General features: G+C 37.6%; 21 protein-coding genes. 17 read left to right on the top strand and 4 right to left on the bottom strand.

The genetic code is table 11. The features are described 5' to 3' along the window. Positions 1–10 precede the first annotated feature (10 nt). Genes MUG84_RS00120 through MUG84_RS00145 form a run of 6 tightly spaced genes read left to right on the top strand, consistent with a single transcriptional unit; the run spans position 11 to position 6,202 of the window. Positions 11–817 (top strand): VirB6/TrbL-like conjugal transfer protein, CD1112 family, encoded by an 807-nt coding sequence (locus MUG84_RS00120; protein ID WP_244717309.1) that lies wholly within the window; start codon positions 11–13, stop codon positions 815–817. A 15-nt stretch (positions 818–832) separates the two neighbouring features. After that, positions 833–1,234, top strand: a complete 402-nt coding sequence (locus MUG84_RS00125) for a PrgI family protein (RefSeq protein ID WP_244717312.1) — start codon at positions 833–835, stop codon at positions 1,232–1,234. Beyond that, positions 1,179–3,539, top strand: a complete 2,361-nt coding sequence (locus MUG84_RS00130) for a VirB4-like conjugal transfer ATPase, CD1110 family (protein WP_244717315.1) — start codon at positions 1,179–1,181, stop codon at positions 3,537–3,539. Before MUG84_RS00125 ends, MUG84_RS00130 begins: the two co-directional genes overlap by 56 nt. Next, a complete protein-coding gene (locus tag MUG84_RS00135; protein ID WP_244717318.1) occupies positions 3,536–5,212 on the top strand; it encodes a C40 family peptidase in 1,677 nt (558 codons plus the stop codon). The genes MUG84_RS00130 and MUG84_RS00135 overlap by 4 nt, the downstream gene beginning before the upstream one ends. A 16-nt stretch (positions 5,213–5,228) precedes the next feature. Continuing rightward, on the top strand, positions 5,229–5,891 hold the full coding sequence (locus MUG84_RS00140; RefSeq protein WP_244717321.1) for a hypothetical protein: 663 nt from the start codon (positions 5,229–5,231) through the stop codon (positions 5,889–5,891). A gap of 20 nt (positions 5,892–5,911) precedes the next feature. Then, on the top strand, positions 5,912–6,202 hold the full coding sequence (locus tag MUG84_RS00145; protein ID WP_244717341.1) for a hypothetical protein: 291 nt from the start codon (positions 5,912–5,914) through the stop codon (positions 6,200–6,202). 1,174 nt (positions 6,203–7,376) lie between these two features. Here the strand turns inward: MUG84_RS00145 and MUG84_RS27740 are convergent. After that, positions 7,377–7,595 (bottom strand): YhjD family protein, encoded by a 219-nt coding sequence (locus tag MUG84_RS27740; protein WP_483310664.1) that lies wholly within the window; start codon positions 7,593–7,595, stop codon positions 7,377–7,379. A gap of 913 nt (positions 7,596–8,508) precedes the next feature. Between MUG84_RS27740 and MUG84_RS00150 the strand changes: the two genes are divergently transcribed. The 7 genes from MUG84_RS00150 (at position 8,509) to MUG84_RS00180 (ending at position 13,032) form a co-directional block, all read left to right on the top strand. Then, positions 8,509–8,907 (top strand): hypothetical protein, encoded by a 399-nt coding sequence (locus tag MUG84_RS00150; RefSeq protein ID WP_244717344.1) that lies wholly within the window; start codon positions 8,509–8,511, stop codon positions 8,905–8,907. A gap of 134 nt (positions 8,908–9,041) precedes the next feature. Continuing rightward, entirely contained in the window at positions 9,042–9,953 is a 912-nt protein-coding gene (locus MUG84_RS00155) for a DUF2971 domain-containing protein (RefSeq protein ID WP_244717347.1), read from the top strand. 260 nt (positions 9,954–10,213) lie between these two features. Then, positions 10,214–10,495 carry a hypothetical protein gene (locus tag MUG84_RS00160; protein ID WP_244717350.1) on the top strand — a complete coding sequence of 94 codons (282 nt, stop codon included), beginning with the start codon at positions 10,214–10,216 and terminating at the stop codon, positions 10,493–10,495. Between the two features lie 264 nt (positions 10,496–10,759). Beyond that, positions 10,760–11,005, top strand: a complete 246-nt coding sequence (locus MUG84_RS00165; RefSeq protein WP_244717353.1) for a hypothetical protein — start codon at positions 10,760–10,762, stop codon at positions 11,003–11,005. A 263-nt stretch (positions 11,006–11,268) separates the two neighbouring features. Next, a complete protein-coding gene (locus tag MUG84_RS00170; RefSeq protein ID WP_244717356.1) occupies positions 11,269–11,526 on the top strand; it encodes a hypothetical protein in 258 nt (85 codons plus the stop codon). Between the two features lie 408 nt (positions 11,527–11,934). Continuing rightward, positions 11,935–12,291, top strand: coding sequence for a hypothetical protein (locus MUG84_RS00175; protein ID WP_244717359.1), 357 nt, complete (start codon positions 11,935–11,937; stop codon positions 12,289–12,291). Positions 12,292–12,495: 204 nt separating this feature from the next. Further along, a complete protein-coding gene (locus tag MUG84_RS00180) occupies positions 12,496–13,032 on the top strand; it encodes a GNAT family N-acetyltransferase (RefSeq protein ID WP_244717362.1) in 537 nt (178 codons plus the stop codon). A gap of 247 nt (positions 13,033–13,279) precedes the next feature. Here the strand turns inward: MUG84_RS00180 and MUG84_RS00185 are convergent, their stop codons facing one another. Next, on the bottom strand, positions 13,280–14,311 hold the full coding sequence (locus MUG84_RS00185; RefSeq protein WP_244717367.1) for a hypothetical protein: 1,032 nt from the start codon (positions 14,309–14,311) through the stop codon (positions 13,280–13,282). Positions 14,312–14,592: 281 nt separating this feature from the next. Here MUG84_RS00185 and MUG84_RS00190 point away from each other — a divergent pair, with 281 nt between their 5' ends. Together MUG84_RS00190 and MUG84_RS00195 are read left to right on the top strand one after the other, a co-directional pair. Further along, positions 14,593–15,084 (top strand): hypothetical protein, encoded by a 492-nt coding sequence (locus tag MUG84_RS00190; protein WP_244717370.1) that lies wholly within the window; start codon positions 14,593–14,595, stop codon positions 15,082–15,084. 359 nt (positions 15,085–15,443) lie between these two features. Next, entirely contained in the window at positions 15,444–15,815 is a 372-nt protein-coding gene (locus MUG84_RS00195) for an NIPSNAP family protein (RefSeq protein ID WP_244717373.1), read from the top strand. Positions 15,816–15,938: 123 nt separating this feature from the next. Here the strand turns inward: MUG84_RS00195 and MUG84_RS00200 are convergent, their stop codons facing one another. Continuing rightward, complete coding sequence (locus MUG84_RS00200; protein ID WP_244717376.1) at positions 15,939–16,133, bottom strand: hypothetical protein; 195 nt, start codon at positions 16,131–16,133, stop codon at positions 15,939–15,941. A 431-nt stretch (positions 16,134–16,564) separates the two neighbouring features. Here MUG84_RS00200 and MUG84_RS00205 point away from each other — a divergent pair, with 431 nt between their 5' ends. Together MUG84_RS00205 and MUG84_RS00210 are read left to right on the top strand one after the other, a co-directional pair. Next, complete coding sequence (locus tag MUG84_RS00205; RefSeq protein WP_244717379.1) at positions 16,565–16,741, top strand: hypothetical protein; 177 nt, start codon at positions 16,565–16,567, stop codon at positions 16,739–16,741. A gap of 759 nt (positions 16,742–17,500) precedes the next feature. Beyond that, positions 17,501–18,331: an ArdC family protein gene (locus MUG84_RS00210; RefSeq protein ID WP_244717383.1), complete on the top strand. Its 831-nt coding sequence runs from the start codon at positions 17,501–17,503 to the stop codon at positions 18,329–18,331. 177 nt (positions 18,332–18,508) lie between these two features. On the opposite strand, the gene MUG84_RS00215 is transcribed toward MUG84_RS00210, so the two are convergent. Continuing rightward, the gene (locus MUG84_RS00215) at positions 18,509–20,029 is read right to left on the bottom strand and encodes a recombinase family protein (RefSeq protein ID WP_425313092.1); all 1,521 of its coding nucleotides are present in this window, start codon (positions 20,027–20,029) and stop codon (positions 18,509–18,511) included. Positions 20,030–20,061 lie beyond the last annotated feature (32 nt).

The raw sequence follows: 20,061 nt of genomic DNA on the forward strand, positions 1-20,061 counted from the left end.
TGATGAATACTTGGCTACTCCGATTGATGAACTAAAGGAAGCATTCAGTGGTTTTACGGAATTAATTGGGGAAGTGACTCTTCTAGTGAATGAAGGACCCTCGTCTTATCCCGCACTTTATCAAACGATAAAGTCAATTCATCAGGCAATACTTCCAATCGCGTATAGTCTTTTGACGTTATATTTTTTACTTGATTTTCTAGGAAAAACAATGAACTTTCAATTCATTAGATGGGAAACGGTTGTTTCTTGTTGTGTGAAGCTAATCTTTGCGAAATTTGTTATGGAGCATGTATTTGATTTGTTAGAAGCGATCTTTCAAATGTCCTCTTACGTCACGAGTAAGGTGGGGGCAACAGGTTCTGATGCATCGTTCTTTGTCGACCTTACCGCTGTGGAAGCTGATTACGATAGTAAAGGTTGGTTTGAAAAGAAAATGTATTACTTTACCCTGATGCCTTTTATATGGGTATTGCAGTGCATCAAAATTGTGATAACGTTAGTGGTCTTTGGAAGGCTTTTTCAATTATTGATTTATACTGCTGTATCTCCTATTCCGATTGCAACAATAATTAGTGATTCTCTCTCGAGTACGGGGAAACGCTTCTTAATGGACTATGCTGCTGTTTGCTTACAAGGAATTATTATCATTGTTGGGTGTGTTGTTTATGGTGCGATTATGTCCAGTGTTACGTTCGGGGCATTCACTGGGAATGGTGGAAATATCGCCATTTGGAAAGGAATACTCTCTGTCTTAGCTTTATTACTTGTCGTAGTCAAATCGGGCTCATGGGCGAAAAAATTAACAGGTGCGTAAAAGGAGTTTGTTTTTATGATTGAGATCCGGATTCCTAAAGAAATTAGAACCTACAAGGAAAAATTGTTTTTTGGATTGAATTTACGTCAACTAATCTGTACAGCTATCGCAATTCTTATTAATGTACCATTGTATTGGTTCGGAAAAGATATTATAGGGCCTGATGCTGCTAGTTGGGTTGTTATTTTAATTGCGATTCCACTATTTATGATTGGTTTTTTTAGTTATAACGGTATGACTTTTGAGCAGTTTATAAAATCCGTCATCCAATTTGAAGTGATCTATCCCCAGAAGCGCAAATACAAGACACTAAATATGTTTGAAATGCTGAGCAGTTATAATGAGCGGGAGGGGAAGAAGCGTGTTCTCTCTAAAAAGACAAAAATCCATCGTGAAGAAAAAGACGCGAATACCTAAAACGACACAACAGACGATACCGTATTCCCTATCATTTGAAGATGGTATTTTGCAGCATGGAACGAATCGTTATTCCAAGTCATTTCAGTTCAAGGATATTAATTACCAGGTAGGTAAGCAAGAAGACCAAGAAGAAATATTCGCCAAGTATTGCGAGTTCCTGAATTTCTTCGATAATACCATTGACTTACAGATTACGATTGTAAATAAGAACTTTAACAAAGAGGACTTTGAGGAGAAGCTGCTCATTAAACCTAAGGCAGATCACCTTGAACCACACCGATTAGAATACAATAGCATGCTCAAAAAGCAAATTGTAGGCGGTAAAAATGAAATAAAAAAAGAGAAGTTCATTACAGTATCTATTGAAGCAAGTACGATTCAAGAAGCGCGTAATACATTTTTACGTATGGAGAATGAATTTCAAAGCATGTTTAAGCGTATGGGAAGCTCAGTAACAGGACTTGAACTCAATCAGCGGCTTGAATTACTGCATGATATTTATCGTATGGGCCAAGAGGGGGATTTTCGCTACGATCCAATAGAGCATAAGCGTAAAGGATTAATTACGAAGGATTTGATCTCTCCAGATGCTTTTACATTCAAACGAGACTATATGATCATTGGCGACAAGTATGCGAAGGCCATTTATATTAAGGATTTACCGACATTTATTAATGATAAGTTATTGAGTGAGATCACTGATTTCGGGTTTAACATCATGCTAACGATGAATATTAAATCAGTGGATTCATATAAAGCGTTGAGAATCGTTAAGAAACAGATCACCGGTATGGAAGCGAATAAGATTGAGTATCAAAAACGAAGCTTGAAGAACGGATATTTGGAAGCCTTTATCCCTCATGAATTAAGGCATAGCCTAGACGAGGCGAAGGAACTACTGGACGATTTAATCAACAAAAATCAGAAGATGTTTTTGGTAAATATCATCCTTATTCATTTTGCAGATAACCTTGAAACGTTGAATAAGGATGGAAAAGAAATTGCGGCGATTGCAAATAAGTTTTTATGTCAACTGGGAACGCTTCATTATCAAATGGAAGATGCACTGAATTCATGCCTGCCATATGGATTGAATCTTATTAAGGCTTCTAGAACATTAACTACAGAGAGCACGGCCATCTTCATACCGTTTACTAACCAAGAGCTTTTCCAAGAAGGGGGTATGTATTATGGGGTCAATGCTGTTTCCCGAAATATTATCATGTTTAACCGTCTTTCTTTGAAAAATCCGAATGGTTTTATCTTAGGTACTCCAGGTTCAGGGAAGTCATTCGCAGCGAAACGTGAAATGATGAACGTGTTGTTGAATACGGATGATGATGTGATCATCATTGACCCTGAGCGAGAGTACACAAGGCTAGTTAGTAACTTTAACGGCGAAGTGATTCATATATCTGCAGGCTCTAAAAATTACATCAATCCATTAGATATGAGCATGGACTATGCGGATGAAGATGACCCATTACTCCTTAAATCTGATTTTATCTTATCCTTATGTGAGGTTATACTGGGTGGGAAATATGGTCTCTCGCCAAGGGAGAAATCGATCATCGATCGATGTTTGAAGATAACCTATAAAGAATACTTGAAAACATTTGATCCTAAAGATATTCCAACCCTAGTTGATTTCTATGTGGAATTAATGGATCAGAAGGAAGATGAAGCGCATCAAATTGCAACGGCGCTTGAATTATATGTCGAAGGAAATCTTTCGGTATTCTCCAATAAGACCAATATCAATATTAATAATCGGTTTGTCTGTTTTGATATTAAGGATTTAGGTAAGCAGTTGAAGACGATGGGGATGCTTATCGTGCTGGATCAAGTATGGAACCGGGTGACGATTAATCGGAATCGAGGGAAACGGACATGGATTTACCTTGACGAAATCTACTTGCTTTTTGCCAATGAATATTCCGCTAACTTCCTCTTTGAATTATATAAACGCGCAAGAAAATGGGGGGGAGTTCCAACCGGTATAACGCAAAACGTAGAGGATTTATTAAAGTCTGAGCTTGCAAGACGAATGTTGTCTAACTCTGATTTTCTCATGATGTTAAATCAAGCCCCGTCAGATCGGAATGAATTAGCGGAACTATTAAATATTTCTGATACACAAATCAGCTATGTAACGAATTCCGACTGCGGGCAGGGTTTACTGTTCGTAGGAAATGCAATCATCCCATTCAAGGATAGCTTCCCGAAAAAAACAAATCTATATCGATGCATGACGACAAAAGTGGATGAAGTCGCGGAGGTGGATAAAGGAGGGCTCGTATGATCAAGGTTTATATTGCGACTCGGTTGAAGACACGACAATATAAACTAAAACGAAATCCTCCAATGAATATTATCGTTAGAGACCATATAAAATCCAACCAAAAATTAAAGCGGAAAATCAAAAAACTCCCCCTTCAAATCACACACTCCTTAGGTAGATCCATAGATCCTTATCAAGATGAAGAAGTGCACGAAACAGTCCAATCATTCTTACAAACTAAGGATGGTGCTCTAAAAGGTATCAGAAGCTACAAAAAGATATCTAAAGTAATAGCAAAACGTAAAAATAAAGGGGTTAACGCTAAGGTTGTCAGGCGTTCTTGGCAATCAAAAAATATGAAAAGCGCTACAATAACACGGAAAATGAATACATCCAGTAATGCTATACAGTTGAGAACGATGAATAGCAAGTATGTTCGCAAAGACAATGCTGTATCGAAAGTAATAAACAAGGGTGCTAAGAAAGCTTTGGTATCCTCAACCAACTATTTAAAGATGACCTCAAAACGGTTGGCGAAAAAAGTTGTCATTATGGTAAAGACCAATCCCAAGTTTTGGCTAATTGGTGTAGGGATTGCAGGTGCTTTTCTATTCATGATGTTGATTACGAATAGCTTAGGTAGTTCTACGAGCGCGGCGGGTTCGATGTTTATGGTGGACGATAATGTCGCTGTGAATTATAAAACAAAAGTAGATGAACTGAACACATCATTTCAGCAACGAATAGACAATTATAGAAAAAGTGGGTATGACGATGTACGAATTGATTATATGAATGAAGAAGGAACGTTGCTGGTTAGTTGGGCTGAGATCCTAAGTATTGTCGCGGTGAAGTATGAGCAGGACCTTGAATTTTCCATCGAACAACAAAACTATATGACTGAACTTTTCAATTATTTTAATGAAATAAAGACGAGCGAAGAAACGTATACAGAACAAATATGTTCCACAAACAAAGAAGGGAAAACTAAATGTCATGGTGAGACAAGAACAAGACTGATAGTTAAAGTATATACCTATGATATGGAACAGGTGTTTGATAAGATCGGTTTTAATGAAGAGCAGAGAGAGTGGGCAAGGAGACTTGTTAGTGAAGGGACGATTCAAGATCAATTTCCAAATTTAGCAGGAGGCTATACTGGCGGCAGTAGTAGCTTAACACCAGAGGAATTACAAGCTTTGTTACAAAATCTAGGTGGGGATATTGAAAAGGCAAGATTGGCCGTTATCGAAACGGCACTAACACTCGAAGGTAAAGTCGGATATTTTTGGGGCGGTAAGAGCCCTCCGGGTTGGAACAGTAATTGGGGAATGATGTTTCTTGTTACTGCCCCTGGAAGTGACAAAACCGGGACAAATCAACCTTATGGATTGGATTGTAGTGGTTTTATTGATTGGGTGTTCAAGACTGCAGGGCTCGGAAATGTTTTTTCAGCTGGAGGAACTAGCTATCAATGGACTAGAACCTCACAAATTAGTAAAGATGAAATGAAGCCTGGAGATTTGATCTTTAAAGATATGCCAGGGCAAGGAGGAATAAATCACATCGGCATCTTCATTGGCAAAGATCAAAATAATAATAACCTATATATACATTGTCAGAGCGGTACTGGTGTAGTCATTAATAGTTACAAAGGGTTTAAATATCCAAGACGACCGTTATTATTTCAATAAGTAGTGGGGTGATGTCTTGCGAAGGGTTCCGCTGCTACTGTTGCAATTATTTGTTGTGTTTTCCTTTCAAGCATTTACAGCTTATGCCGAAGAGGGATCTACAGAGCTTAAAACTCAATTAAAGGTAACGGCGACGATACCTGATGGGTTTAATAAAACAATCCTTATTAGCTTTACATCTAAAGATCAAACGAATGTGATGAGTCGGTTAGATCAGGGAAATGGGTATCAGGTTGTTCAAGAGATCATCCCACCAGGAACATACCAGATCGGTTTTATCAATATCGTCGGTGGGAATGTAACGGACTATAACATTGACGTTATGGATACATTTGAAGTCATTGAAGGTAAGGAAACTCAATTACCATTGAAGTTAGCTATGAAGAATAACTCTGAGAGTCAAGGAAGTTCAAAGGACATTGAATTGCCTGTATCGGATACCAAAGCTACAGTAAACCTCGAACGGTCTGGGAACACCAATCAAAGCATCGCAACAGTTGATTCTATAGCTCTTCCAGAAAACCCGACAATGATCAATAAGCCAACGGCTACAGCGAAAGTTCCACTATCGGAAACACAAGTTAGAGTAATCATTAGCTTCGCTATCCTAGTACTAATTGCTTTGTTGTGGTATCTGTACAGACAAATTTCCTATAAACATGATTATTATGACTGTTGAATATGGGAGGGCTTGACAACATGGAAGATGTCAAACTACAAAAGCTATTGGCACGTCAAGAATTTCTATTAAAAAAGAAGGAAAAGATCGATGAGGAGCTAAAAATCGTTAGTAAAAAAATTAAGGATCTGGAGCAAGAGCAGAAAGCAAAAAGTATAGAAGATACAATCATTGTTATTAAAGATCGGGGACTTGATATTAAAGATGTAATAAAAGAGATCCGTTTAGGGAATTTGGATTATTTGAAGAAGTCGATGACTGGCGAAGTAGGGGATAATGATGTGAATAACAGGGATGAAGAGGGGAAGTAAGTGAGGATCCAATCCTAATCCAAAATCGTGTAGGTTGTTCGAAGCTGGCGTGAAGCATCAAGACTGATTCGTAACGCGACTCGTCTTCATGTTTCACGCGAAGAGTAGTACCGTGAACACGGTTGGCGCTGGAGCGTTTACGAAGTTCGTAAACACCTCTAGAGATAATATTTTTAAGAAGTTCGTTAAAGTGAGTGACCCCCCTAAAGAGATATGACTCTGGTGCAAGTGAGACATTCGAGGTTAAATGCGAACTGTGGTGCCATTAGTCACTTGTGAAACGAAAATGAAAACAGCATTTAGCATCCCTCATAGCACAGTAGATTAAGGCGCCTAGCATATAAATAGGAGGCGCCTTGTTCATGTGAAAAAACAGCATATTGATGTTCTTTCAGGCTACACATGATTCGTACGAGGTGAGACCTATGACGAAAACGAGAAACCAGTATTCTGTAATTTGATTTACCCTTATTTCGGATTGAACTAACATTACTATCCATTACTGAAGTTGATAATTTCAATTTACTTTAATTGATAACAACGACAATACCTAATGCAAAGAATAAAACAGCGATTACTATCAATATAAATTTATTAAACCACCACGGTAGATATTTTAGAAAAAGACCTACAATAAAACTAATAATAATTTCAAAAATTGAGCCAATGAGTGAACTTGCAAAACTAGGAAAAACAGTAGCTGTATCGAAACTACTCTTATTATTGTGTCTCTCTTTATTTATTCGCAGACTAGATCTAAAGAGAAGAAATGCTACAATCCAACAACCCACTAGTATTAAGGTACTCCACCACATACAAATACTCCTTTTAATCTAATATCTTATGTAAAGTCATACAAAAAAATATAAGTTAATTAATTCTTCTAGTCTACATCCTATTATATCCAGAAACTTTATTCATTCTAATTCATAGGAATAAAATGTCATAGGGAGAAAATGTCACTAGAATATAAATTTGTTTATATGGTACTATCAAAATTGCAACGAAACGGAGTTCTCATCACCGGAACTCCGTTTATATTAATTTTTGGAAATCTGTTATTGGTATGTATAATGGCCGCATATCATTCATTAACAACCCATGTGACTTAGCTCCCTCAACTACAGGGTTATGATTTTTTTTGAGGAACCTAAGATACAGTTCTAAACCATATTTAGCTGTAACTGCTCCTCGCATTAGCAGAAAGATATCCTCGACACAAGTATTTTGCTCGTATGCCTTCGTTAAAGCGCATTTCTTCGTATACCTTTATTCCAAGATTTTTAAATGCAGTTTTAATGCTGTGTATTTCTTCCGTGACCACTTTCTTCCCAGTCTCGATAATTTCCGCGTATATATCTGGGGTTTTAAACAATCCCGATCCATCAATGATTTGTAAATCCTCTCATAAGCAGATAAGATCAGCGGGAAAATGATGTATCGCTTTACAAGTATCTCGTCCGTGATGACTTTGGAGAAATAGCCTCCAGGTGGGTGTTCCATATAAGTCGTGGCCGTATGTCACAAATATGGTCGAACATCACTTCAAAATGCACTGAAATTGCACTGAAATTGCTATATAGGACAAGGCCCAAGGTACAAGGTACCCTGGGGTCAAGCTCCCACTTAGTGGACACTGAAAAAAACACCTAGGCCGCAAACTGTCGTCACTCTACCGGGCGTCAGTTTCCTTAATTTTCTTTGTAAACGGCTTTGTTGTAAAAAAAAGGATATATTGCACGATTCGCCTTTGTGCCTTGGTGGTTTTTTCATTATTTAGTATTAGGCATAATTCATCGCTATTTTTTTTTAAGTATATTCTTCCAGCACAAAATAATAACAGATATAAGAGCAACAAATACTAATAATATAAAGACAGAATAGATTATCAATGGTAATGGTAACATATCAATACTTGCATACAAACGATTCATAAAGCACCCTCCTTATAGTTATCTTCAAAAACAAGTTTAGTATATTAATCTTAAATTGTAAAAACGCGAAGAATAGCACCAAGATTTCACTTACGCTGTATCTTCGTGGTGCTTGAGCACGGTGAAAAATGACTGAAGGCAATCTAACTTCTTCATAGAGTGTGGTTGGTCAAAATGGGGGTGTATAATAGTTGAGATTTAGTCTAGGAGGAGTTAAAATAAAAATTACTACTGACTTACCTAAATATGTTTTTGCAGTATGCGGATAGATAGCACCGAAAGTATCGGGAGCTTACAATGTCGATTGCGACAATTGTGAGCTCTTTTTGTTTTCCAATAATTAGGCTGATGATATAATGAGAGGGTGGGAACGTGAGTATATGGGTGTCTCGGAATGATGAAGGTTCCTTGTATGTTCGTTTTAAATATGATGAACAAATGGTTATGAAGATTCGAGAAATTCCAGGAAGGAAATGGATTCATGATAAAAAAGTCTGGATGATTCCATTTACACCCGAATCAATTCAACAGTTGCAAACACTTTTTGAAGGAACGAAGATTCATGTTGATACTGTGTTGATGAAAGAATGCAGTTTGTTTAACCATGAAGTTCACACGAAGGATCACATTCCAACATATCCATGGGATACTTCAATAAAAAGGTCCTTGATCCATGCACTGCAGCTTCGAGGTTATAGTACAAAAACGATAAAAGCTTATTGTAGTCAAGTTCATAGATTTCATACTTTTGTTCAGCAGCAAAGTGACTGAACGAACCGTTCAAAAAGTATTCGAACAAGCACGTGTCGCTTCTGGAATCCAGAAAAAGGTCAGTATTCACGCCTTACGCCAATACAATAACGTTAGCTGAAATTCGTATAAATACTGTTTTAGGAGAGATATTTATGTACAAACCTTTATTTAATCAGTTTGATTTTGCATGGAAGTTTGAATTTACACATCAATCTAATCTATTTCATTATACAAATGCCGTAGCATTAAAAAGTATTATAGAGAAACAAGAACTGTGGGCCACAAAGAGTAATTTTCTGAATGATTACACAGAAACGATATATATTCTTGAAGTGCTTAACCACGTTTATAACTTTATAAAGGAAAGATACAACTCTGATACGGTTGAGTTTTTTGACTTAATTATGGAAGATGTAAAATATGATTTTATTAGTAAACAAAATGGTAATGATAGTAACTCAATGTTTGTAATTTCTCTTTCTGAGAACCCTGATTCTTTATCGCTATGGTCTCAGTACTCTTCAGTTGATGGTTACAATATAGGATTGGATTTAAATAAGATTATTAATTCTATTAAGCAAATACAAGAAGAAAATAATATGTTCGATTTTTGTTACCTATCCAAAATTATTTATGATTATACACAGCAACGAAGTATTCTATTCAATGAACTTATAAGAATATATGATTTTTATAAGACAAATGATGATGGAGAACCAGATAGAAAGAGAGAAGCACTCTTTATATGTAGAAGCGCCATAGAAACATATTCTTTATTTTTCAAGAAGCAACAATTCAGTCAAGAAGAGGAATATCGAATCGCATTTACTATATTTAATAGGGATAAACTTAAAAATAATGTTGACTATAGAATTGGTAATGGTTCATTTGTTCCGTATATCAAGTTTCCGATTTCTGGAGACGTTCCATTTCAAAACATAACAATAGGCCCAAAAAATAATATTGATACGTCTAAATACGGATTAATGCACTATTTGGAACATAAAGGGTATCAAGACTTAAAGAATAATATTCTCAAGTCTGAAATAACACTTCGTTTTTGAGAGTTTATCAGGAAGCTACGAACTTCAGCTAACAAAATATTCACGCTGCGTATCGGCTGACACCGATCCTTGGTCCGCCAGGGGTAATGTCAGGGGAGTGGATTCAGGCTGACAACCCTGCGAGGCTAACTGCGCAAGCGCAGCCCCGGTGGCTTCGCCACCTTAAGCCTCTCGTGCTCGTGAATACTGGAACGTTATCTGAAAGATCGGCAAAACACTATAAATAAACAAAATCTATAAGAACAAAGTGATGTGAATTTATGAATAATCAGATATTTATACAAGTTAAGCCAATAATAAATGAATGGGATCCAGCAGGACTGCTGGCAATTCACTGTCCGGATGACGAATACCACTCAGAGATCAGGGAAATATGCCATTACATCGAATCTTTAGATACTAAAGACTACAAATTATTGGGATTACATATTTACAAGACTTTTAAAGATTACTTAGGAAATGAGTTTCAAGAAACCGAAGAAAAGTGCTTTGAGATAAGTCTTAAAATATATAAGGGTTTAAATAAACAGAGATTTTTATAAATATAAGAATTCTTAGGTTTTATTCGAAGAAGGCAGATCCATCAGATAACACCGTATCTAACGCTGCGTCGCTAACGCTCCTTGGTCTGCCAGAGGATTTTCGGAGAAGTTGAGTCAGGCAGACAACCCTACACCACCTAACCGCGTCGCGGCCAGTCGCTAACGCTCCTTTAAGGTGGTGAGGGTTCGTAGATACAAGAACGTTATCAGACATTGGCGTAATGACACATAAAATTCTAAAGTTCAATTTGAGAGGAGATATTTATGGGAAATAACTATTATAAGATCTTAGGAGCTATATTCATGATCATCAGTGGGTTAATTTATACAGCTGAAAGAATAATTGAAAACCTATCAGCTGCATTAGTAGCCGCAGGATATGCATCACATGGAACAGGGACCGATAGAGCTCCTAATTATGCTGGATTCTTTGATAATTTTTTTGTTTGGTTTTTTTTCTTGTTAGGTTTTTTGTTACTAGCCTACGGATTCCCGAAGGGAAATAAATAGTTAAGAAAGCTTCGGGGTTATTCAAAGTTGCCGCCAACATCCGATAACATCGTATTCACGCTTCGGGGCATTCGTCCCTCGGTCCGCCCGAGGCATTTCAAGGCAGCAGATTCAGTCGGACAACCCTGCGAACCTAACCGCATCGCGGCCGCCCCGTTGGGGCTTAAGGTTCTCGGGTTCGTGAATACGAAGAACGTTATCGGAAATCAATGCAATGGATAAGTATCAAAGAAGTTAATCATAGACGCAAAGGAGCGAATGATATGGAAATCAAAAACAAAAGCGGAAATGTGATTGGAAAGATTCAAATTCAATCCCTTCAAGATGAGAATATTCTCGACAATATAATACATGAATTAAGACCAGGCGATGGAAAAGGGATCTACATTGCTGACGCAGTAGATAACAAGTTTACTCAACAGACAAATTACGCCGCAATTGAATGGGATAAAGGCTATGAAATGTTAAGAGATAAAAATTCCGTGGAAACCAAGATTTCCAATTCATTCTGTAGTGAATGATATTCATGTATATTATGGATTTGATAATTTAAACAAGCTTGAAATAAATGAAATGATCGAAGATGAGAATGGGAAGGCCTTGCAATATGAACTTATAGGAAGGAATATTTCTCAAGACTTTCTGATAATGATAGCAGAATCAATGAGTTAAAACACTATATGTTATTTCAAAGAAGGCATTGACATCCGATAACAACATATTCACGCGACTAGTCGGCTGAAGCCGCCCCTTGGTCCGCCCGAGGCATTTTCAAGGAAGTTGAGTCAGGCGGACAACCCTGCGAACCTAACCGCATCGCGGACGCCCCGTTGGGGCTTAAGGTTCTCGGGTTCGTGAATACAAAACGTTATAGGAAATCAACGGATATAAAAACGTTATAAAAACATGATCTGATTGAAGGAGAACATATGAAAATCACTATGGAAATGAGCGAAGTGGCTTATGAAATAGCAAAGAAGGTACATTTAGGGCATATTACAAGAACTGAAGGAAAGATAGAAATTAATAAGATTACAGGAATGAATGAAGGATCAGCACAAGCATTTATTACCATATTTCTGGCGATGATGAGTGGAGAAGTATACAAGAGGGCATTTAATAATGAAACCAATAGATTCTTGTTTGAAAGTATAAAAAGAGATTTTGGAAAAGAGTATTTTTTAAAAGCTTTAGAAGCATCTCAAAAGCATGTAAATTATTATTCAACATTAGGTAAAGGAAATCTATCAGGTCTCCAAAGTATAATAAATGAAATAAGATCTTAAAGAGTTAGCAATTTCGAAGAAGTCGTTGACATCCTATAACATAATATTCATGCAGCGGCTCCTTTGGAGCCTTGGTCTGCGGATGGAATTCGAGGAAGCATCCCAGCAGACAACCCCGTTAGGGATCATGAATACAGGAACGTTATAAGAAATCCCCGCAAAACCTAAAAATATATATTAAAGATAGTTTCTGGTGGTGAAGAGATGATCAGAAAAGCAGGAATTACAGATCTTGATTTTATGATTCAAATTGATTTGAAAGATGAAGGCGTTACCACTTCTGATTCTCTAAAGACAGAAGAAGAGTTGAAAGAGCATTCAAGTAAGATAATGAGATATGTTGTTGAAGAAGATAGAGGGGCTTTTATTTTTGAAGATGAGGAGAGCAAAAAGAGAATAGGCTTAATCATGTACTCGATAGTTAACCGAGATGGTAAATATCCTTGGAAAACCATTTTTCAAGAATTGGATCGGAGTTTGTTTCAGGAAGACGGACGATTCTTAGAAATATTTCAATTATGGGTTGCCCCGGAATATAGGCGAAGCGGTATTGCAACGAAGCTTAAATTAAAACTTGAAGAACTGGCAAAAACAAATAATGTGAACTTAATATACACACATACAGAAGAGAAGAATAAACACGTTATAGAACTTAATGAGAAACTTGGATATAGGAAAGTAAGAAGAGGGCCGATTTGGGATGAAGTTGTACGAGTAAGCCTAATAAAGCAATTACAATAAACCTCTTGCAACGTATTTCAAAGAAGGCGGGGACATCTTATAACACCATATCTACACTGCGTCGCTGATGCTCCTTGGTCTGCCCGAGGATTTTCGAAGAAGTGGGATCAGGCAGACAACCCTGCATTGACTAAGTCCGTCGGACCCGGTCGCTAACGCTCCCTTAAGTCAATGAGGGTTCGTAGATACCAAACGTTAACTGAAATCTCCGAAAATTAAGTTAATCGCAAACAATTAGTATTTAATGTTATATAAATTTTGATTCGTATTGTTCAATACCTTTAGTGGATGGCCTGAATTTTATCCTATTATTTAGGTTATTTTCTTTTATCGCCATTCCTTGCTCAACTAAATACTCAAGTGCTAATTTCTTTTCTCTAGGAAGTTTGTAGAAGTCGGTTTTTCTAAAGGAGTATTTGTATTTTTGTTCGTAAAAGTAAGAATGGGTCATTTCTTCTAAAATCAAGTCTCGCAAAAGAGTTCTGTTTAAAATCGTAAGATAACCAACATCATTTCCATTCATTATTTCGTGAACAAGACTTTGTTCCGAGATAGATTGACTGTCTTCCCATATATCTACTCCTTCAAAGAACTTGGAAATAACGTAATTTTGATCCTCCTCATCTGTTATTTGAGTTAAGAGGGTTTTTAAGAAAAACTTTTGACGTTCATGCTCCCCATTTAGATTAATAATTTCATCTAACTCATCAATCTCATACATGTGAGCTAGTTTGTCCAAATTAAAGTGATATTTAACAGATAATGCGTCATCAGGACTAGGGAGGTCTAATTTAAAACATAATTGCCATATTTGAAAGAGTAATATATCTTTCTTTAGTTCAAATCTCTTTTTTTTACTAGAGATTAAATAATATGACTTTAATATGTTGCAAAACAAATCATTGTCAAGTGTGATTTCTCTAAAACCCCAATTATCATCATAAATATTACTATACTTTTTTTTGTAAAACGCTTCAGCTACTTCTGTATTAGTATATTGGAGATTATTTTCAATAAATTCAACAATTTTTTCCCTTTGTATACTTGGTGTTTTTCCTACATGAGTCAAATCACCTCTACGAAATGCAGTATGACTTTCAAAATAGGTTTTTATAGCACCATATAATGGAATATAGAATCTACTTTTAAATTCCTTTTCTGATTTTATTTTTTCCTTTCTTGAAATAATTAAATGATTAAGTAGTTGTCCTCCAATGGCCCCAGTTATTAAAGTTGTAATTGTTCCCCAAATTCCGTTATTTAATATATTTTGTAACATTCTTTACCTCCTAATTTTAGCAATGCTGGTATAGCAGAAAAAGTTCATTTAACAAGTTGTGATAGGAGTATTTTACCATAAAGCGCAAGTGTTCGATATTTATAACAGGAGGTAAAACAAGTTGAGGTGGAATAAGAATTATTAATAAAGATGAATTCTATTATTTATTATCTAACGAGTTCCAAAGTGATGATCCCAATATAGTGTATAGTCAGGCGCAACATTATATTGAACAAATCAATGGAGCGGCTTCCATACTATTTGGTCATAATGAGTTCAACATGATAGGCTTTGATAATATTACCTTGTTAAGGGAAGATGGAAAAAAGGATTCATATATCTACATGTCTTGTTCTATGAATGTCAGGACAAGAATGTCTGTTGAAATTACAGTATATGATTCAGAAGGAAACGAAATAAAGGAGGAAGAAACAAAAAATAACTTGTCACGATGGATAATTGAAGGTTTGGATAATGAAGATGTGGCTAGTATACTTCGCTATTTTAGAAAGCCTAATTGGATGAACTTATATAAAATCTATGAGGTTATTAGAGATGATTTAAATGGAGAAGCTGCATTGATAAGTAAAAACTATATTCCTAGAAAAGATATCAAGAGATTTACTCAATCAGCCCAAAGTAAAGAACTGCTTGGTGATGAAGCAAGACATGCTAGTCTAAAGTATAAACCGCCTGAAATTCCAATGAATATTGATGAAGCAAGACAATTGATTAAACAGCTATTTGAACATTGGGTTATTTCAAAGAAGTAAGGCCTTTGCATAACAATGTATTCAAGCTGCGGCTCCGTTGGAGCCTTGGTCTGGGAGATGGAATTCGGGGAGGGATTTCAGCAGACAACCCCTAACGGGGTTCATGAATACAGAAACGTTAGGCGAAACCGATGAACTCCGTAAACACAGTATCTACGCTGTGGGGGACACGCCCCCTTGATCTGCCCGAGGCGTTTCGAAGAAGTAGTGTCAGGGGATAACCCTGAGAGGCTAAGCCCGTCGACCCGGTCGCGACGCTCCCTTAAGCCTCTCAGGTTCGTAGATACAAGAACGTTATCGGAAACATCCGAAGTGCGAGAGGCCAAGAATAATACATTTAAATTACAGGAGGCTGTGCCATGTTTTATCGCAGAAAGTTTTATATCGTCAACAATGAATTTGTTGACATCTTTAATAAACATTTCATTGAAACCAATTTACCAAACCAGTTGAAGAATGGAGCTCGTCTAGTAGGAAGATGGATGGCTCCACATTCAGATAAAACAACTGAAATATTTGCTATCTGGGAATATGATAGTTATGAAAAATATGAAGAAATTGAACGGTTTGTAAGAAGTGATAAAGAACATAATAAAAAGATCGTTGATTGGTATGAAAGATATGGGGGCAAAGATCATGTATACAGAGAATATCTTATTGAAGTAAAAAACGAAGAATTAATCTCTACATTGTCAGACGAAAAAGGGCAGTTCAGGACAATAAAATATTAATGAAATACATCGAAAATACTTATTTTAAGACTATGAAGGGCTACAATAAAAGTGTTGACATCACCTTGTATCAGTTGTGATTTTCTCTTCTCGACTGCCCTTTTTTAGGGTGGTCTTTTTTGGTTAATGTAATTTTACCAACCGTTCCACATGCTCGATTTCCTCAATTGGAATCCACACTGGCCCCTCTGATGTTCGGATCTTAACAAGGAACTGATCCCCCGATATTTCCGCCTTCCCTGTTATTACTTCATTGTTATTTAATTTCACGGTTACTTTCTGTCCATATTTTGCAGCTATCTGCAGTTCCTCTATCATTAAAACATCCACCTCCACTATTTACCTGACATTCGACAGTACTATGTTCATTCCTGCTCTTTCTTTTTTAATTATAGAGGCGGAATGCATGTCAAAGAAATTAGAAGGTAATGGGTTGTTTGAATCATCTCGGTTGATGCTGCTAGAGCATCGCGAGGCGTATAATAGGCAGATTTTAACAAAATACCCCCGCGGCTAAGACCGCTAATTGATGATCAGGAGTGTCGTCCCGTGCTGCCGCCAGTCGCAGTCGAGCAGGTGGAGGTTCAATCACTCGGGCATACACGTCCTAAGTAGTGCACTGATAATACTTAAAGGCCAAGCGAATCTCAGGTATTCAATCCTGAATTTGTTTGGCTATTTTTATGTGGAATTTGTATTTTATGCTCGGAGTTAGTTCGGTGGAGTGGAAGCGGTAAGGACTTGGCCCAATGGCTGGATACCGTAGGGTGCGAGGCTCGTTGTACCCGGAGGGCCGGAACGAAGTGGAGGAAGGCGAAGCCTTTACAATGAGAAACCCTGTGGTAGCCTGCTGGGCAGCCATGACCGAGAGCGCCCAAGCAACCGAACTAACGGTGTTACTCAGGCGCTTTCCCTTTTATGATTAGCCAGATGTGAAATGGTATAGCGAATAAAGAAAATATTATAAAGACAAGATTATATAACACTTTACTCTGGAATGATTGTGATTGAATAAGGTTACAGATAAAGTACAACAGAACTGCTGAACTAAAGATATATTTGTTATATTTCGAATCATTTTTCAGTAGTCGAGCAATTACATTATAGAGCCATACTGTAAAGGTTATTAAGCCTAAAAAGAACACCCATGACATCTAAAATCACACCCCTTTAAGCTATTCTACCCCATTGATTTCTTGTCTTAGAACATGATCATAGTTTGAATTCGCAGATCCTCTTGTCAATCCTCGATGTAAAACTTTAGAGAGCTAATCAGTGACGTATAAACTTGTTACGCAGTCTTCTTCGATGTCCCCTTTCCTTTTCCATTTTACAAAGAAGAACATTCGTATACCCTAGCCATCAAGTCGCATTTGATCATACAGAACCTCACAGCGCAAGGCGAAAAAACCTTTTTGAGAAATTCGCTCAAAAAGGTTTTTGTCGACCCTTCGGGCAGCCTTGCACTGCGAGAACCTGTATGATCCTAGATCTGCGACGGCTACGGTATACGAATGTTTTTTTGTTCTTTGAAAACTTCATAAGGAAAAGACAAGGCTCGTCAGAGAGTGCTACTTACAAACCTTTGAACCACCCGCTCATCGCCGCTCGGGCTAGACCAGCAAACGGTTCCGAATATGGGGTGAACAAGGAAATAGAACCAATAACATAAGGGAGAGATGGATATGAGTATGAAAATTTATGATATGGTTACGGAACGAATTATCAATCAACTGGAGAAAGGTATTGTCCCATGGCGTAGACCGTGGAAGATCGGTACGGCGGTGAATTGGAAGACACAAAAATCATACAGGGGAATTAATACGCTTCTATTGGAACCGGGAGAATATGCAAGTTTTAAACAAGTGACTGAAGCGGGTGGAAAGGTGAAAAAAGGTGAGAAAGGCCATATCGTAGTATTTTGGACATGGTTGGAGAAGGAAGATGAGAATGGTGAAATGACAAAAATCCCATATTTACGGTACTATACGGTGTTCGAGGTCAGTAAACAATGTGAGGGTTTACAAAGCAAACGAAATGAGCAGAGCTTTAAACATGATCTGATAGAGGAAGCAGAGCGGATCTGTGAAGGCTATAAGAATGCACCGTTAGTACGATTTTCATCGGGTCGTGCATTTTATGTGCCTGCACAGGATTACATTAGTGTTCCACCAATATGTGATTATGAGAAGCCTGAAGAATATTATTCAACCTTATTTCATGAGCATATGCATAGCACAGGACATAGCAATCGATTAAACCGCCAAGGGATCACCGAAATTGCTGCATTTGGCAGTGAAACCTACAGTAAAGAGGAGTTAGTTGCCGAGATCGGCGCGGCGATGTTGTGTAGTTTTGCGGGAATTGATAACAGCACGATTGATAATAGTGTAGCTTATATTGGCGGTTGGTTACGTAAACTGAGATCGGATAATAAAATGATTATTCAAGCAGCGGGGCAAGCACAAAAAGGGGTTGATCATATTCTAGGTGTTAAGTTTGATGAAGGGGGCTGAGTGAAGAAAAAACGAGTCCCTCGGCCGGGGCCCCCTCCCCGGCCGAGGGACGATCATGAAGAAAATGACTTGTCAGACTCATCTGTAGAACTAAAACCTTAAAAATCCGCACGAAGTAAATCCACTCTACAACAGAAGGACGATCATTATTCACAGTCGTCGTCCTCCTTGTTTATGTTACCCTTTATAATGAATTTTGATCTCTATTCCTGCCTTATGATCTCCGATTCTTTTATACTCAATATGGTCAATAAGAGAAGTCAATAGGTGGTTAACTTCCTTCGTTTCCATTTTTGTCGTACCAGTTAATATTTCTTTTAATCTGTTCAATGTGTTTTGTAACTTATCTATCTGATCATCCTTTGACACAGTGTCTAATCGCTCCAGTTGTGTCTCCGACTGCTGTCTGTGAGCCTTTAACTGTTTAATCTCTTTTTGTGCTTCTTCTTCAGTGTATACTTCTGCAAGAAAGCCTTGTTGGACCTTTTTGATCTGTTGATCAATCTTCTTGATCGCAGATGTCAAGATAGCTTTCTCATCAGCAGGATTGGAATCGTCCATCTTCATATTGGCCTTTACATCCTCAAGATATTGTTCCAACTTATCAACGTATTGAGAGAAGCTCGCGTAGAATACCTTTTCGAATAGCTCCAACTTGACACCTTTGTTTGCACAGACTGTATATGTTCCGTCATCAGCGTATATTCTTGTTTGACAAGATGTTATTCTTAACTCCTTACCTTTTCGTCTTTGGAAGCTGTGAGTTCTATTGCAGAGAGCACATCTGATTAAACCTGTGAAATTGACCTTTCCAATACGCGATGATGGAGCCTTGGTTAATCGACTTTCTCTAATATCCCTTGCTGTTTCCCAATCCTCTATGGACACGATAGGCTCATGTGCGTTCTCGATGACGATTTGTTCAGTGGCCTCGGTCTTAAACTGTCTTGGAGCGCCTGATGGCTTTTTGCTCGTCTTTGAAACTTTGGTTTTTCCAAAGATGACGGTTCCTTTATAAACAGGATTAGCCAATACGACCGATATTCTCGCCTTATTCCAACTTGAACCGCTCGGGGTCAATACACCCTCTAATTCAAATATTCTTTCAATATCTGTAGAAGTTTTTCCTGATAGGTAAAGAGCGAATATCCTTTGAATAATGGGTGCGTATTCGTTAAGCTGTAGCTTCTTGGATTTGTGATCGTAGTTGTACCCTACAGGAGTTTTGCCACCGACCCAGTTTCCATCCTTGGCTGATTGTCGCTTACCTCGTACGAGCCTCTTCTTGATGTTCAAATATTCCTGCTTTGCTACAACTGACATCATATCGGACATCATATCATCTTCTTGAGTGCTGTAGTCATATACTTTGGATGTGGTGACTACTTGTACGCCATAGTTGGTAAGGATTTCTTTAATCTGACCAAAACCACCCGTATTTCTGCTCAACCTGTCTTGGTCTGTAATGACAATAGCGTCATATTCGTATGTCTGCACCTTGGCAAGCATTTTATTAAGTTCGGGTCTATTGATGTCTTGAGAAGAACCCACCTCAGAGAACACTTCAAATGTCCAATCGTTCTTTACGCACATTTCTATAAGCATGCTAAGCTGTCTTTGTAACATTTCATCCGTTTCATCAGGTCTACTTTTCCGACTGTATACTGCCACTTTCTTAATCCTGCTCAAGCGAATCACCCTTTAGAAAATAAACTTATTATGTAAGCTTA

It is taken from the genome of Paenibacillus mangrovi, from assembly GCF_022898935.1.
GTDB classification, from domain to species: domain Bacteria; phylum Bacillota; class Bacilli; order Paenibacillales; family Paenibacillaceae; genus Paenibacillus_AQ; species Paenibacillus_AQ mangrovi.